This is a genomic window from Nitrobacter sp. NHB1 (assembly GCF_036964665.1).
In the GTDB taxonomy this organism is placed as follows: domain Bacteria; phylum Pseudomonadota; class Alphaproteobacteria; order Rhizobiales; family Xanthobacteraceae; genus Nitrobacter.
In genome coordinates, this window is the sequence record NZ_JBAMDA010000001.1 from 80,964 (window position 1) to 94,908 (window position 13,945).

17 protein-coding genes are annotated in these 13,945 nt (G+C 59.1%); 11 read left to right on the forward strand and 6 right to left on the reverse strand.

The window, feature by feature from the left end:
- Positions 1-378: 378 nt before the first annotated feature.
- From V4R08_RS00450 to V4R08_RS00485, 8 genes are all read left to right on the forward strand, one after another.
- Positions 379-1,710, forward strand: coding sequence for a beta strand repeat-containing protein (locus V4R08_RS00450; RefSeq protein WP_335577521.1), 1,332 nt, complete (start codon positions 379-381; stop codon positions 1,708-1,710).
- 102 nt (positions 1,711-1,812) lie between these two features.
- Positions 1,813-2,988, forward strand: a complete 1,176-nt coding sequence (locus tag V4R08_RS00455; protein WP_335577522.1) for a hypothetical protein — start codon at positions 1,813-1,815, stop codon at positions 2,986-2,988.
- A gap of 209 nt (positions 2,989-3,197) precedes the next feature.
- On the forward strand, positions 3,198-4,034 hold the full coding sequence (locus tag V4R08_RS00460) for a hypothetical protein (RefSeq protein ID WP_335577523.1): 837 nt from the start codon (positions 3,198-3,200) through the stop codon (positions 4,032-4,034).
- Between the two features lie 112 nt (positions 4,035-4,146).
- Positions 4,147-4,467, forward strand: a complete 321-nt coding sequence (gene csgH / locus V4R08_RS00465) for a curli-like amyloid fiber formation chaperone CsgH (protein ID WP_335577524.1) — start codon at positions 4,147-4,149, stop codon at positions 4,465-4,467.
- The gene (locus tag V4R08_RS00470) at positions 4,464-5,036 is read left to right on the forward strand and encodes a hypothetical protein (protein WP_335577525.1); all 573 of its coding nucleotides are present in this window, start codon (positions 4,464-4,466) and stop codon (positions 5,034-5,036) included. The genes csgH and V4R08_RS00470 overlap by 4 nt, the downstream gene beginning before the upstream one ends.
- 135 nt (positions 5,037-5,171) lie before the next feature.
- Entirely contained in the window at positions 5,172-5,675 is a 504-nt protein-coding gene (locus V4R08_RS00475; RefSeq protein ID WP_335577526.1) for a curli assembly protein CsgF, read from the forward strand.
- Positions 5,676-5,725: 50 nt separating this feature from the next.
- Positions 5,726-6,790, forward strand: a complete 1,065-nt coding sequence (locus tag V4R08_RS00480) for a CsgG/HfaB family protein (protein WP_335577527.1) — start codon at positions 5,726-5,728, stop codon at positions 6,788-6,790.
- 14 nt (positions 6,791-6,804) lie between these two features.
- A complete protein-coding gene (locus V4R08_RS00485) occupies positions 6,805-7,692 on the forward strand; it encodes a lytic transglycosylase domain-containing protein (protein ID WP_335577528.1) in 888 nt (295 codons plus the stop codon).
- Between the two features lies 1 nt (position 7,693).
- On the opposite strand, the gene V4R08_RS00490 is transcribed toward V4R08_RS00485, so the two are convergent.
- Positions 7,694-7,912, reverse strand: coding sequence for a hypothetical protein (locus V4R08_RS00490; RefSeq protein WP_335577529.1), 219 nt, complete (start codon positions 7,910-7,912; stop codon positions 7,694-7,696).
- Positions 7,913-8,169: 257 nt separating this feature from the next.
- Positions 8,170-8,412: a hypothetical protein gene (locus V4R08_RS00495; RefSeq protein WP_335577530.1), complete on the reverse strand. Its 243-nt coding sequence runs from the start codon at positions 8,410-8,412 to the stop codon at positions 8,170-8,172.
- Positions 8,413-8,655: 243 nt separating this feature from the next.
- On the opposite strand from V4R08_RS00495, the gene V4R08_RS00500 reads away from it, so the two are divergent.
- Together V4R08_RS00500 and V4R08_RS00505 are read left to right on the forward strand one after the other, a co-directional pair.
- Entirely contained in the window at positions 8,656-9,888 is a 1,233-nt protein-coding gene (locus V4R08_RS00500) for an IS701 family transposase (protein WP_335577531.1), read from the forward strand.
- Between the two features lie 231 nt (positions 9,889-10,119).
- A protein-coding gene (locus V4R08_RS00505) for an IS5 family transposase (RefSeq protein WP_335577532.1) occupies positions 10,120-10,874 on the forward strand; the annotation gives its coding sequence in 2 pieces (ribosomal slippage) (positions 10,120-10,453 and positions 10,453-10,874; 756 coding nt in all).
- Here the strand turns inward: V4R08_RS00505 and V4R08_RS00510 are convergent.
- Positions 10,875-11,117: a hypothetical protein gene (locus V4R08_RS00510; RefSeq protein ID WP_335577533.1), complete on the reverse strand. Its 243-nt coding sequence runs from the start codon at positions 11,115-11,117 to the stop codon at positions 10,875-10,877.
- A gap of 206 nt (positions 11,118-11,323) precedes the next feature.
- Here V4R08_RS00510 and V4R08_RS00515 point away from each other — a divergent pair, with 206 nt between their 5' ends.
- On the forward strand, positions 11,324-11,875 hold the full coding sequence (locus tag V4R08_RS00515; RefSeq protein ID WP_442935672.1) for a DUF4112 domain-containing protein: 552 nt from the start codon (positions 11,324-11,326) through the stop codon (positions 11,873-11,875).
- 136 nt (positions 11,876-12,011) lie between these two features.
- Here V4R08_RS00515 and V4R08_RS00520 read toward each other — a convergent pair whose 3' ends face one another.
- From V4R08_RS00520 to msrA, 3 genes are all read right to left on the reverse strand, one after another.
- Positions 12,012-12,284 carry a hypothetical protein gene (locus V4R08_RS00520; RefSeq protein WP_335577534.1) on the reverse strand — a complete coding sequence of 91 codons (273 nt, stop codon included), beginning with the start codon at positions 12,282-12,284 and terminating at the stop codon, positions 12,012-12,014.
- 318 nt (positions 12,285-12,602) lie between these two features.
- A complete protein-coding gene (gene msrB, locus V4R08_RS00525) occupies positions 12,603-13,016 on the reverse strand; it encodes a peptide-methionine (R)-S-oxide reductase MsrB (RefSeq protein ID WP_335577535.1) in 414 nt (137 codons plus the stop codon).
- A 22-nt stretch (positions 13,017-13,038) separates the two neighbouring features.
- Entirely contained in the window at positions 13,039-13,761 is a 723-nt protein-coding gene (gene msrA, locus V4R08_RS00530) for a peptide-methionine (S)-S-oxide reductase MsrA (protein ID WP_335577536.1), read from the reverse strand.
- Positions 13,762-13,945 lie beyond the last annotated feature (184 nt).

The following is a 13,945-nucleotide window of genomic DNA, read 5'->3' on the forward strand; positions in this document are numbered from 1 at the left end:
GATAATGATGAGTTAAAGCGGCGATTGTTGCTGCCCGTTCGGGGGATGTGCGTCGTTGGCGACAACGGTCGACAACCTGGACCGTTAATTAAGACACCATTAAAGCTCTTGCGTGCAACCGGCCCGTTGGCTAATGATCCGTTACTTTGAAAGCGTCGAGTTTCAGACAAAGTAATTTAAGCACGGGGGCATTCTCAGCGCACAGCAATCACATGGCCTCTGCAGCCATCGCTTCGGATGACACGGCGCTTCGGGTGGCGCGGTGACACGGTGATGGGGGTCGAAGGAACGGGGGAGGCAACGGCCAACACACACGGGCCCGCAGCCGCAGCCAAATTTCATTGTGTGGATCAAATAGGATCTAACAGGAGACGTTTTATGAAAAAGCTTTTATTGACCTCGACGAGCATCCTCGCCGTCGCCTTCGCATCGCAGGCTTTCGCGGGTGGTTCGACATCGTATACCGCCCAGACTGGTCACAACCAGTCCGCAGCAATCACTCAGTCTGGCGCGACGAACGGCAAGGTGGGTACGCTCGCCGATCCATTCGTGCAGCAGGATGGTGCTGGCACGGGCGGCAACGTCATCAGCATCACCCAAACCGGCGCCAATAACTCGGCGCAGCCTGGTGGGCCGTACTGGCCCTACAGTTATAAGGTTGGACAATCCGGCACCACCAACAATGCAACGATTACGCAGAGCGGCAGCAATGGCACCGTCGCTCTTTACCAGAATGGCACCAACAACGGTCAGGGGACTATAGGCTCGTTGAACGGCGGTACAGCCAATCAGGGTCCGGGCAACAATCAAAGCATCGGCATTCTTCAACAACAGAGCAACAACCAGTTCAATATCCAGCAGCGTGGGAATAACTCTTCAGTTGCTTGGAGCAATGGCGTTTCGCTGGAGCAGGACGCAAGCAACAATACTCTGATCGCCAATCAGAACGGCAGCGGCCTTAACGTGTCGGTGCGGCAAGATGCACCGGGCCACGGCGCTGGCTACAACGACGTCGTCAGCACACAGACCGGCGATCACAATTCGTTGACCAGTTATCAGGAAAATAGCGCTGGCGCGTGGAACTCAAAGAACACGATTACCAACACGCAGAGCGGCTCTCACGATACAGTCAACGTCACGGCGCAAAATGGTACACAATTGACGATCACGTCGAACCAGACTGGTACCACGGATGGGCTCTATGTTACGAGCCAGACCGGAACGCTGAATGACATTACGAACACGCAGAGTGGTTCTTCCAACACCGCGACGGTGACGAACCAGAGCGGCAACAACGAGCAGATCAGCAACAAGCAGACCGGCACCGGTGGCACGGCTACTTATAGCCAGACGGGTGCCTACAACGTTGCAACGCTGCAGGATCAGAAAGGGAGCGGAAACACTTTCTCCGCGACGCAGTCCGGGGTTGGATATAATGGGTACACCAACGTCATCTTGGCCGGACAAAACGGTAATAACAACTCGATCGACATGACTCAGAGCGGCGACTGGAGCAACAAGGCTTATCTCGCTCAAGGCTTCACGATCGGTGGAACCTCGATCGCTGTTGCGACAGCCCGGGACGACAACCACATCACTGGCGTTCAGGGCGGAAATTCGAATACCGCCTTTGTGTCGCAGAACAGCAACGGCAATACCGGAAGCTTTAGCCAGACGGGCGTCGGCAACACCACGATCGTCAAGCAGTAAGCTTGTGAGCGGCTCTTGAAATCAGGGCGGGGAGCGCACGCTCCCCGCCCCTTGTTTTGATAATTATTATTTTTTTCAAGAATTTCGCATCGAGGATCGCTCATGAACAAGCTTTTGCTGGCGACGACGAGCATCCTCATTCTGGCGCCAGTCTCTTCGGCTCTCGCGGTCGGATCGACCACCTTTCTCACTCAGTTCGGCACCCAGACCGCCGACATCGTGCAGGAGCAGGCCAACTTCGGCCAGGTCGGCACGGCGATTACGCCCTTCACCCAGTTGAATGGTGAAGGCACCGGCAACAACGTCGTCCACATCGTGCAGACCAACGCCGCTCCCGACAGCGGCTACAATGCCGCGACCGGATCGCAGATCGGCTCGACCAACCTCGCGAACATCTATCAGGCCGGCAACCACGGCTCGGTGACCGTCAACCAACTCGGCACCAACAACGGCGACGCCATCGGGCTCGACCACACCGTCGACCAGAAGGTCGATACGGATCGCAACGTGGTGCTGCTGTATGAAAACGGCATCACCAACGGTTTCAGCATCTCGCAGGAGGGCGGCGCCAACAACGCGGTCACGGTGGCGCAGATCGGAAACGGCAACGCGGCCAAGACCACGCAGAACGGCTACGATCTGATAATCGTCATCCACCAGCAGGGACCGAGCGAGGGCAACTACGCGCTCGCCACCCAGTTGGGCGGCCAGAACAGCCTCGATGTGCTGCAGGACAGCGCCGGCGCGCATCACGTCACCAGCAACCAGGACGGCACCGGCAATTCCGCCGAGGTGGTGCAGCACGGCTCCGGCCAGTTCGTCTTCAACACCCAGAGTGGCGGCGGCACCGATTCGCTCGGCAACCAGGCGTGGTTCACCCAGACCGGATCGGGCAACACCGCCCGCAACAACCAGTCCGGTTATGGCGGCCAGGCGACGTTCGGCCAGTACGGCACCGGCAACGAGGCGACGCTGATCTATCAGAACGGCACCGGCGACGTCGCGGTTCTGATGCAGTACGATGACAAGAACACGGTCACGCTGTACCAGAACGGCAATGCCAACAACGCCAGTTCAAATCAGTCCGGCGGCTATCAGTTGGCCTCGCTGCTGCAGAACGGCGATGGCAACAGGATTGTCGGAATGCAGCAGGGCAACGGCAGTCAGTTCGGCAACAGCGCGATCGTGATGCAGGGCAGCTTGACCGTGCCCAGCAGCAACAACGTCGCGAACTACAGCCAGAGCGGCAGCGGCCATACGCTGGTCATCAAACAGTAATCCTGAGATACGCGTCAGGTTCGTCGTTAGCGTTACGTTAGCTAACACGGCGCAACGCCGGGACGGCGTAAAGCTCGCCAGGCCATTGATTTTTCGAGTCAAACACCTGGACCGTCGAGTATTCGTTACAATTTGACCGATCGGCGAAAGCCGATCTTCCAACTCCTGCGCCATGGTGGCTTGCCATCAAGGGCACAGGGATTGGGGTCATGAAAATCATTTATCTGGCGACCGTCGGCGTCGCCGCATTGATTTCGAGTTTCGCCGCGCAGGCATCCGTCATCAGCACCGGCACCACGAGCAGCAGCTTCGTCGTCTATCAGGCGCCGGGCGGCGACAATGCCATCGGCGGCGTCTCGCCGTTCGCGCAGAGCAACGACGCCGGTGGCGGCGGCAATCTGATCATTATCGATCAGACCGGATCCGCCAACCGGTTCGGGTCGGGTAGCGATGCGTCGTTCCAGTCCGGTACCGGCAATCAGGCCGCCGTCACCCAAAGCGGGACCGGCAGCAGCGTCGTGCTGCAGCAGACCGGTCGTTTCAACGGCGTCTCAGGCGGCCTCATCAGTTCGATCATCCAGTCGGCCGACGACAGCACGCTCACGATCTTGCAGAGCGGCAACGGCAACAGCTTTCAGGTCAGCCAGGCGGGCGCCAACAACGCCGCGACCCTGAAGCAGACCGGGACCGGCAACGCGGCCAGGGTCGGCCAGAGCGGCACCGAACTGCTGGCGATGCTGACGCAGAAGGGCAACAACAACACGTTGCAGGCCCAGCAAACCGGCGTCAACAATGCCATGGTCGCGACCCAGGCCGGTTCGGACAATATGATGCTGGTCAATCAGAGCGGCAACGCCAACCAGATGACCGCGAGCCAGACCGGCAACAACCAGGTTGCATCGCTGACGCAATCCGGCAGCCATAACGTCATGAACGCCAGTCAGGCCGGGTCGTACAATCAGGTTTCGGTGTCGCAGACCTCCAGCAACAACATCGCTTCGGTGTCGCAGAGCGGGCGGGGCAACGTCGCTAATATCCGCCAGTAGGGCGATCGGGCGGGCGTTAGCCAAACCCGGAAAATCCTTAACGAAACGTTACTACCTGCTTGCCCCGGCCACCCCGGCCGGGGTACGGTCGTGCCATTGCAGGAGTTGCGCAATGGCCGCTTTGGATCAGCCGCCTCCGATTGTTTGCGTCATCGTACGCCAGGAGGCCGGAGACCGGGTACAGCTTCGAGGCCGGGTGGTGAGTCCGCAGGCCGGCCACGGCGTCTATTCGCTGCATGTTGTCAAAACCGGCCCGGCGGGATCATCCAACATCCAGATGGGCGGCCCCTTCACGTTAGCAGCGAATGTCGAGACATTTGTCGGCCTCGCCAATTTCAATGTCGATCACAATGCCAGCTATACGACGGATTTCACCGTGACCGTGAACGATCGAATTTATCGTTGCGCATTGCCGGATGGAGAATCGAAATGAATTTCAAGCCTTGCACGGCGGCATTGTTTTCAGCCGCAGCGTCATTGCTTTTCGCCTCGGCCGCGATGGGGCAGACGCTTCTGACGGATTCGCCCTACACGGACATTTCGGCGCAAACGGACATTAATGCCTATCTGTACCATTCCCCATACAGTGCCGCCGCGCCCCTCGTCCAGGGCGCCAACGGGTCGACCGTGACGCAAAACGGCAACCTCAATACCGCGAATGCCAACATGACCGCGACGTCGGGCGGATCCTACTACCACAATACAACCACGCAGACCCAGACCGGCAACAACAACAACTCCACGATCAATGCGTTTGGAAACTCCAATAGTTTGACAACCACGCAGCAGGGCGGGGACGGCAATGTCGCGGCGGTCAACGCTTATGGCGACACCAATACGCTAAACGCCATGCAAAATGGCAATAGCAATAATGCAACGATCATAGCTTACGGCAGCGGCAACAATTACAGCACGAGCCAGACGGGTGCCGGTCTGTCGGTTAATCTCACGCAGGTGGGTAATGGGAAGTCGGTATCGATTACCCAGACCGGCAACAAGTAGGCCAATGGCCGGCTTGTTGATGCATTATGGCCACAATTGCCGGAATTCCACAGACTCTTCGATGACAAGCCGCCGCATCACACCGGCGGCGTGCTAACAGAGAATCCTATATTTTATCGCTTGAGGGCTGAGCGTATGGTTAATTTATTTCGTTGCCTGGCCGGCGCTAAGCTGCTGACCCAGATTGCAGCCACGGTGGCCGGTGGCTCTATCATCGCTCTAACGATGGTCGGACCGGCATCGGCCGGCACCTTGGTCTATCAGCCGACCAACCCGTCTTTTGGCGGAAATCCCAACAACGGCCCGAACCTGCTCAATTTGGCCAATGCGCAGAACATCCCACTGGCCAATCAGACCAAGGCCCAGGCCGCTGCGGCGGCGGCGGGTGCGGCCGGCGGGGCGGGGGGCAGCGCCGCGCTGACGCCGGGGCAGATCTTTGCGCAGCAACTGCAGAGCCAGTTGCTAAGCTCGTTCGCCAACCAGATTACGCAGGCGATTTTCGGTGCGAACGCGCAGCAGTCCGGCAATTTTAGCTTTGGGACCACTTCGATCAACTTCAATAAGGTCGGGGGTCAGATCCAGATTGCGATTAACGATGGAACGTCGATTACCAACATTGTCGTGCCCGCGTCGCCTTAGCGATTGCCGTCGCGCGTGTTGAATGTGAATTTGAGGCGAGGGGCCAAGTAGTGAAATTGGGTGGATGGAAAGTCGCCATCGTCGCGTTGGCGCTGGGCACGGCCGGGTGCGTACAGCAGCCCGGCACACGCGAGCTTCTTGAGGAAGCTCCAACGGTCACAGCGCCGTCGGCAACCGGTGTCGAACTCGAGACGCTGCCGCCGCCGCGGCGAAAAGTGGACATCGCGCTGTATCAATTTGCCGATCTCACCGGCAAGAACGAACCGAATGACAATCTGGCGGTGTTCTCCCGTGCTGTGACCCAGGGTGGCACCGCATTCGTGGTGGACGCATTGCGTCGCGCCGGAAATGGCCGCTGGTTCACCGTGGTCGAGCGGACCGGGCTTGCCAGCCTGCTGCAAGAGCGGCAGCTTATTACCGCGACGCGCAAGGAAATCGATGGCGAGGCCGCGCGCCCGTTGCCGCCGCTGCATTTCGCTGGGCTGATTATCGAGGGTGGCATCGTTGCATTTGACGGCAACGTTGTAACCGGCGGCCTCGGCGCCAACTATCTTGGGATTGGCGGCGATACCAAATATCGCCAGGATACCGTCACCGTCGCCATGCGGGTTGTGTCGGTCCAATCCGGTGAAGTGCTAACCAGTGTCACTACCACCAAGACAGTTTATTCGGCTTCGATTCAGGGCAGCGCTTTCAAATACGCCTCGGTGAACAAGCTGCTTCAAGTCGAGGCCGGCATTACCCGTACCGAGCCAACTCAGCTCGCTGTCCGGCAGGCGATCGATCTGGCGGTCTATGCAACGATCATCGAAGGGGCGCGAAAGAACCTTTGGAAGTTCAGGAACCCCGTTGCTCAGAACAGCCTGATCCAGAAATATCTGGCAGTGGATAAGTTTGAGCCTTGGGCTCCGGAATATCGACACCCGATGCCGGTTTCGAGCAGCGAGCCACCGCGCGCGGGATTGAGAACGCTTGGTAGCGCTGAGCGCGCCGAGTCAAAAACGGCAACTCTCGAACCGAAGAGTTCGGCGCCAGCAAAGACCGCTCAGCGGGGTGCCACCGGCACCACGCAGCAGAGCCGTCTGGATTCCAGCGCATCGGTGCCGAAAGGCTGACAAGGCTTGTCATGATGCTTGTTCGGGTCCTCCTGTTAGCTATCCTGTCAGTCACCTTGCTGGCATTTACAGGTGGAATGCGCATCACATCGCGGGGAGCGCTTGCTGCTTTTGAGGCGGATGCGTCGCGGTTCGAAGATCGATTTCCTTCCGGTGCAGAGGTTGGCCTCCAGGCAGACGACGCAGAACAGTCGTTGCATGAAGCCGCACGCGCTTCGGACGCTGAGGCGAATCAAATGTCATCAGCATCTGTAACCGTTGACAAGAAGCCCATGACCGGCGGAGCCGGTCTTTATGTCAGCGACTCGCCGTTGGAAAATTTTTTGGCGCGCACCGAAAGCGGCGTTCAGCGCTGGTCGGGCGTTGCCATACAGGCTGCCGACGCTAACGGGATTCCGCGTGAATTTCTCCTTAAGTTACTTTCCCAGGAAAGCGGTTTCAAGCCGACGAGCATTAGCCGGGCAGGTGCGTTGGGAATCGCGCAATTCATGCCAGCGACCGCAATCGCCGTTGGGCTTAAGGATCCTTTCGAACCGATATCAGCAATCCATGCTGCCGCGGCGCATCTGGCGACGCTTGTGAAGCGATTCGGCAACCTGGGGCTTGCGGCGGCCGCATACAATGCGGGCCCGGAAAGAGTCAGCGCTTGGTTGTCAGGCAGGCGCGGTCTTCCGGAGGAAACCCGAAATTATGTTCGCCGGGTGACGGGCCTCGACGCCGAGAGTTGGGCTACGCCACGAACCGGCTTGATCATGAATGCATCGAATGTCACCGCAGTCGCCAAACCCGGCGGTGCACCTTCGGGCCGCAAGCCATCGTCGCGTCGGTCTGCGTCGGCGGTCAATCTTTGCCAGGCGATAAATTCGACGGGCGCGGCGTGCAGAGTGCAAACGAACTACTAGACTAGGCGGCGCCGTCCTCGCCTGCCCGCACGGTCACGTCCATCAGATGATGCGCGTCGGTGATGCCGTCGGCGGCATTGCGTACCAAGGTCTCGGCCATCCTCGCTTTGGTCGCCGGCGTGCGGTGCTCCGGTCCGATCTGCTCGACCGCGATGTCGAGCAGCTCACGCAAATGCGCGACATACTCGGCGTCGAATTTCTGCGGCGGAACCTGACTCATGCAATGCGCTTCCTCATTCGCGATGGTGCGGAGAAGGTGGCGTCGCAATAGGGCGGAGTTGCGTCGCGGAAAGGGAGATGTCGGGGCGAGGCGAGAGGGCGCTATGCCAAGGTGTTAATTGGCGAGTTGTCGCGTCGCATGGCCGCGACGAAGCGAGCGCTTGAGTTTTTCTCGATCGCCACGATGTGGAAGCCCGATCAAGTATTTTTTGACGGCTTTTTGGCCGCTTCTTGATTGTTTAGATGCCCTTGAGCAGCTTAGAGAACCTGCGAGCGACGGGAGTTGATCCACTCATCAATCCACTTGGGTGCCCATCCGTTAACGGTGGTAGGGTCAATCTTCGCAATGATTTCGGAATCATCCTTATTCAGGATTTTGCTGAGCGACGCAAAGATATCCCGACTGGACTTGTCGGTGAGCAGTATCCAGCACGAGCCGCTAAACCTCAGCCAGTCACCGAGTTCGCCCAGTGCAAGGTCAATAGTCTGGATGTTTTTCATTGTGCTCTGGGTGGCAACCCAATTCACGCTAATCATGAAAAAACTTTTGGGCATCTCAGTCGAGCCCTATTTGCTGAGATGCCGAAGATTCTTGAGTAATTACTTTTGGGTCCTTTGCCGCCATCTCTATCTGACGCCAGCGTACTAATTCAGCCCCTTCCAATAGAGCAAGGTCGGGGTTCTTGTTCGCAAATCTAGCACTACAGTTGCCTTTTTGAGAGACGTCTGAATCCATAGGCAACCATGATTCGGAGATCATGGACGCAAGCAGCGTCGATTGAGGAGACGCTTGCGTTGTGGGCGGCGTCGCTTCGAGAAATCAAGCAGCGGATACGTCCGTTGTTCACGCAACAGCGTATTGCAGCGAATGCCGGCCTGTTCCTGGAAGGCCTGCTCGGAGACGAGCCGCGCAAGACCGGTTGGATGCGCGCCGAGGCGGCAGGCGATCCTGGCCCCTGGCGGCAGCAGGCCATTCTGGGTCGTGGAGATTGGGACGCGGATGCCCTGCGCGATATCGTGCGCGACTATGTCATCGAGCATCTGGCGGATGACGATGCGGTGCTGGTGATCGACGAGACCGGCTTTCTCAAGCAGGGCAAAGCGTCCTGCGGCGTGGCGCGGCAATACACGGGTTCGGCAGGGAAGATTACGAACTGCCAGATCGGGGTCTTCGCGACCTACGTTTCGCGTCATGGTCATGCGTTCATCGATCGGGCGTTGTATCTTGCGAAGGAATGGACCGACGATCCCGACCGTCTAAAAGCCGCATATGTGCCTGCCGACGTCGGCTTTGCGACCAAACCGAAGCTTGCGACAAGAATGATCGCACGCGCGATAGCCGCGTCTGTCCCATTCAAGTGGGTTGCCGGTGATACCGTCTACGGTGTTGGCGACATCGAACAGCAACTGCGTCGGGCAGGCAAAGGCTACGTGCTTGGGGTCAGCAGCGCTCATGTGTTTCGATCCTGGGGCAAGCGATCGCCGGTCGCCGGGACGGCTGCAGACATCGCCCGGACGCGGCGCTCATCTGACTGGAAGCGCCTGTCGGCGGGAGCCGGAACCAAAGGGCCGCGGCTGCACGACTGGTGTTATCTCGAATTGGCCGATCTCGAGGCCGGTCAGTTCAACCGCACAAATGATGGTGTGTGGACGCGCGGTCTCCTGATCCGCCGTCGCATCGCCGACGATGACCTCGCCTTCTTCACCACCTGGTGTCCAGCAGGCACATCAATTGAAACGCTGGTCGCGGTTGAAGGCCATCGATGGGCAATCGAGGACAGCTTTGAAACCGCGAAAAACGAGTTCGGCCTCGATCACAACGAGAGCAGATCCTGGCATGGGTGGCACCGTCATGTGTCCCTGGTGATGCTCGCCTTCGCCATGATGGCGGCGATCCGACATCGCGCTAATCCGCCACCCAAAAAAACCAAACGCCGCCCGCCGGCAAAAGCCAAAGCATCACCACGCCGCCACTGATCCGTTGGTCGATCCAGGAAATTCGCCGCGTTGCCATCCGACTCGCGCGAAAGCGGATCCAACCCGCACACATCATCGCATGGTCTTGCTGGCGCAGGGCTCACCAGGCTGCCGCTCAGCGCGCTCACTTCAAATCAAAACGGCAACTGTAATGCTAGGATCAGGACCCATTAATTTTCTTGCGGTTTGCCTGATTGGCTGATTCACTGGTGTCGTGAGGGAGACGCCGCCATGACTGATTTGTTTTTGCTGTCAGAGGCGCAGATGCGCCGGATCGAACCGTATTTTCCGTTATCGCACGGGATCGCGAGGGTCGATGACCGGCGGGTGATCAGCGGCATCATCTTCGTCATCAGAAACGGGCTGCGCTGGCGCGATGCGCCGCGCGAGTATGGCCCGCACAAGACCATCTACAATCGGTTCGTGCGCTGGAGCCGGCTCGGCGTGTTCAATAAAATCTTCGCCGAACTGGCCCGCAAGGCCGGCAAACCATCCCGGTTGATGATCGATGCCACGCATTTAAAGGCGCATCGCACCGCTGCGAGCCTTTTTAAAAAGGGCCTGTTCCCAGGCGTATCGGGCGCACCAAGGGCGGCCTGAACTCGAAGCTGCACGCCGTATGCGATGGTCAGGGACGTCCCGTCATCCTGCTGCTCAGCGAAGGCCAGATGAGCGATTACAAGGGCGCTGCATTGATGCTCGATGCGTTACCGCCCGCTAGGCAGTTGCTCGGCGACAAGGGCTACGACGCCGACTGGTTCCGCCAGGCGCTTGCCGCGCGCGGCATCACGGCATGCATTCCGTCGAAGTCCAATCGCAAGACGCCGATCGAGCATGATCGTGTGCTCTATCGCCAGCGCCACAAGATCGAGAACATGTTCGGCAGGCTGAAGGACTGGCGGCGCATCCATACACGCTACGACCGATGCGCCCATACCTTCTTGTCAGCCATCTGCATCGCAGCCGCCGTCATCTTTTGGCTCTGATCAATGAGTCCTGACCCTAATGATGCCGATGAAATAGCTGCTGAACACTCCAGCCATTATCAGCGCTAAAGCGATCAGATACAGCGGGTCTCTTAGGGAGTAGCCGATTACGGCAAAGCCAACCATCGCCACGAAGGCTACGGCGCTGGTCCTGCCCACGACACCGCTGCCAATACGCACCCTATCCAGCGAAGCTTCGCTGATGCCGGTACCGCGCAGAATTTCATTTAACTTAAGCCCCATCCATGGATCATATCGCCGAGCGCGGCGACGTCCAGACGTTATCTTGAGCATGCGTTTCAAGGCTTGACTGCGACGATCTCTATTACTCCACCCAAGCCAAGCGGCTCGCGGAAGAGGAGGAGGGCGGAGCAGGAGGCATAATCGTGATCGTGCGTGGCCGCGTGACGCAGCTTGCGAAAGCCGTCGAAAATGCCCATGTGAAAATCATGAAATCCATGCCGAACGACGACCTGTTTCCGCGCAACGCCGCCCGGTCCCGGGGATCGTCGGGACACACAAAGATCATCGATGAGGATGGTCGTGAAATTCATCCGGAACCGCAGGGCGCCGACGGTTTTGATGCGGGCGCATTCGCGGCGTTCCAGTACGGCCCGTCGGCGTCCGGCTTTGATTTTAGCGCGGCGTTCCAGCCGCTCACCCGCGAGCAGCGGCTGGTGCGGCTGGAGGCGATCGCGAAGCTGCTTGACGTCGCCTTCGTCGTGCCGGGAACGAAGATCCGTTACGGCATCGATGGCCTGATCGGGCTGGTGCCGGTGATCGGCGATATCCTCACCACCGCGATCTCGCTGTGGCTCGTGCGTGAAGCGCGGGCGCTCGGCGCGCCCTGGCATATCACGGCGCGGATGCTCGGCAACGTCGCGGTTGACGGGGTAGTCGGATTGGTGCCGGTGGCCGGCGATGCCTTCGACGTGATGTTCCGCGCCAACATCCGCAATATGCGGATGTTGAGACGCTGGCTCGACCGTCAGCCGCATTAAAGCGTTTTCGAGCGAAGCATGTCCTCGGGCTTGACCCGAGGACGGGTACCGGTTCGCGCGAAGAAAACGCGTCAAATCAAAATCATAGAGTCTCGCTTCTGATTCCATCAGAAGCGAGAAGGCTCCAGTGGAGATGTTATGCTGCATCCTGCGAGGCCGTCTCCGGCTTTGGCTTGCGGGGCAGCGGAAATTCGTGGCTCTCATAGAGCGAGCGGATGCCGTTCTGATCGAAGCGGGCTTCGTCCACCTGAAGATACGCGCCGTTCAGCGAGTCGGCCGGCAACTCCTCGATCGCGAAACGAACTGCATCGGCCGCGGTGTCGAAACGGCGGTAGGCAAAGCCGGCACGCTTTTTCTTGCGGATCGCAGCCGGGAACAGTTCGGCGGATTTCTTGAAGCTGAATGCCATGGCGGGAACCTCTACAAATTGCGCTTTCGAGAACGTGCAATGCTGATAGCGAGGGCCCATTGGCGGTCGCCCGGCATACAGCATGTCCGTGATGTTTCATTTATATAGGTGGCGGGAGGGGAAATTGCGACCTTCTGAAGCCGGAATAGTGAATCCGGGGTCCGAACCTGATATTTCAGAATAATATATTGATATCAATGCCATAGGTCGGAGGCGGCCAGTTGTTCCAGCCAGGTCGCGCCGGACGGCCAAGCATATCCCGCGCAACCGGGAGCCCGGTTACGCGGGGCAAGGTCGGATTCAGGGCAGCCTGCGCCGTTATTTGGGCTCGAGTTTCAAGGCCGCCGAATTGATGCAGTAACGCAGACCGGCCGGACCCGGACCGTCGTCGAAGACGTGGCCGAGATGGCCGTCGCACTTCGAACACAGGACCTCGGTGCGAATCATGCCGAGGCTGACGTCGCGCTCTTCATCAACATGACTGTCGGTCGCCGGAGCGGTAAAACTTGGCCAGCCGCAACCCGAATCGAACTTGGCGTCGGATTCGAACAGCGTCTGCCCGCAGCCGGCGCAGACATAGGTGCCCTTGCGGCGCTCATGTTCGTATTCGCCGGAGAATGGTCGCTCGGTCGCCTTCTCGCGCAGAACAGCGTATTGCATCGGCGTCAACTCCTTGCGCCATTCGCTGTCGCTCTTGGTGATCTTGGGCGGCATCGTCTTGCTGTCTGGCATGGATCCTCCTTTGCCGCGGCAGTCAGTCGGTCGCCTTGACGCTGCTGACCAGCGTCGGCTTCTCGATATAGTTGCCCGCGAAGATTGTCTTCAAATTCCGGATCTTCGGAAGGTCATAATACGCGATATAGGGCTGGTTGGGGTGCAGCGTCAGGTAGTTCTGATGATAGGCTTCGGCCGGGAAAAATCCCTGCAGCGTTCCAACCTTGGTCACGATCGGCTTGTTGTAGACTTTGGCGGCGTCGAGCTGGGCGATATAGGCATCGGCGATCGTCTTCTGCTCGTCGGTGAGCGTAAAAATCTCCGAGCGATACTGCGTGCCGGTGTCCGGCCCCTGGCGATTGAGCTGGGTCGGATCGTGCGCCACCGAGAAGAATATCTGCAGGATTTTTCCATAGCTGATCTGCTTTGGGTCGAACCTGATCTCGACCGACTCCGCGTGTCCCGTGGTCCCGGTGCTCACCGTTTCGTATGTCGCGGTCCCCTTCGCGCCGCCGGCATAACCCGAGACCGCGTTGACCACGCCGGCGGTATGCTGGAACACACCCTGCACGCCCCAGAAGCAGCCGCCGGCGACGACTGCGGTCTGGATGCCGTCGGCAGCCTTCGCATCCAGGGTCGGCGGCGGAATGATCACGGCGTCTTCCGCGGCGCGGGTAGGCCCCGCGGCGAGGAACCACGACAATGCAACTGTGACGGCAACAGCGGCGACAGTGAGGGCATTACGGCCGAACGGATTACGCATGGAATTGTCCTCTCGGGGCTCTGGGACGTCGGATAGGAGTGGAGACGCGTGAACGGTCGGAATTGTAGCGGTCCCTTGCCGGATCGCTTTAGTTACGCCATGCGAGCCGGATTGTTGCGGCTGCCAGCGTTCGATGGCCACACGAATGCGTGAAAAATCCAGCGTGTTCCAGTATGCGGGCCGG

Bases quoted from the DNA above. Each gene is read 5' to 3' on its own strand.
- V4R08_RS00450 (WP_335577521.1), top strand. From the start codon at position 379: ATGAAAAAGCTTTTATTGACCTCGACGAGCATCCTCGCCGTCGCCTTC.
- V4R08_RS00455 (WP_335577522.1), top strand. From the start codon at position 1,813: ATGAACAAGCTTTTGCTGGCGACGACGAGCATCCTCATTCTGGCGCCA.
- V4R08_RS00460 (WP_335577523.1), top strand. From the start codon at position 3,198: ATGAAAATCATTTATCTGGCGACCGTCGGCGTCGCCGCATTGATTTCG.
- csgH (WP_335577524.1), top strand. From the start codon at position 4,147: ATGGCCGCTTTGGATCAGCCGCCTCCGATTGTTTGCGTCATCGTACGC.
- V4R08_RS00470 (WP_335577525.1), top strand. From the start codon at position 4,464: ATGAATTTCAAGCCTTGCACGGCGGCATTGTTTTCAGCCGCAGCGTCA.
- V4R08_RS00475 (WP_335577526.1), top strand. From the start codon at position 5,172: ATGGTTAATTTATTTCGTTGCCTGGCCGGCGCTAAGCTGCTGACCCAG.
- V4R08_RS00485 (WP_335577528.1), top strand. From the start codon at position 6,805: ATGCTTGTTCGGGTCCTCCTGTTAGCTATCCTGTCAGTCACCTTGCTG.
- V4R08_RS00490 (WP_335577529.1), bottom strand. From the start codon at position 7,912: ATGAGTCAGGTTCCGCCGCAGAAATTCGACGCCGAGTATGTCGCGCAT.
- V4R08_RS00495 (WP_335577530.1), bottom strand. From the start codon at position 8,412: ATGAAAAACATCCAGACTATTGACCTTGCACTGGGCGAACTCGGTGAC.
- V4R08_RS00500 (WP_335577531.1), top strand. From the start codon at position 8,656: ATGATTCGGAGATCATGGACGCAAGCAGCGTCGATTGAGGAGACGCTT.
- V4R08_RS00510 (WP_335577533.1), bottom strand. From the start codon at position 11,117: ATGGGGCTTAAGTTAAATGAAATTCTGCGCGGTACCGGCATCAGCGAA.
- V4R08_RS00515 (WP_442935672.1), top strand. From the start codon at position 11,324: ATGAAATCCATGCCGAACGACGACCTGTTTCCGCGCAACGCCGCCCGG.
- V4R08_RS00520 (WP_335577534.1), bottom strand. From the start codon at position 12,284: ATGGCATTCAGCTTCAAGAAATCCGCCGAACTGTTCCCGGCTGCGATC.
- msrB (WP_335577535.1), bottom strand. From the start codon at position 13,016: ATGCCAGACAGCAAGACGATGCCGCCCAAGATCACCAAGAGCGACAGC.
- msrA (WP_335577536.1), bottom strand. From the start codon at position 13,761: ATGCGTAATCCGTTCGGCCGTAATGCCCTCACTGTCGCCGCTGTTGCC.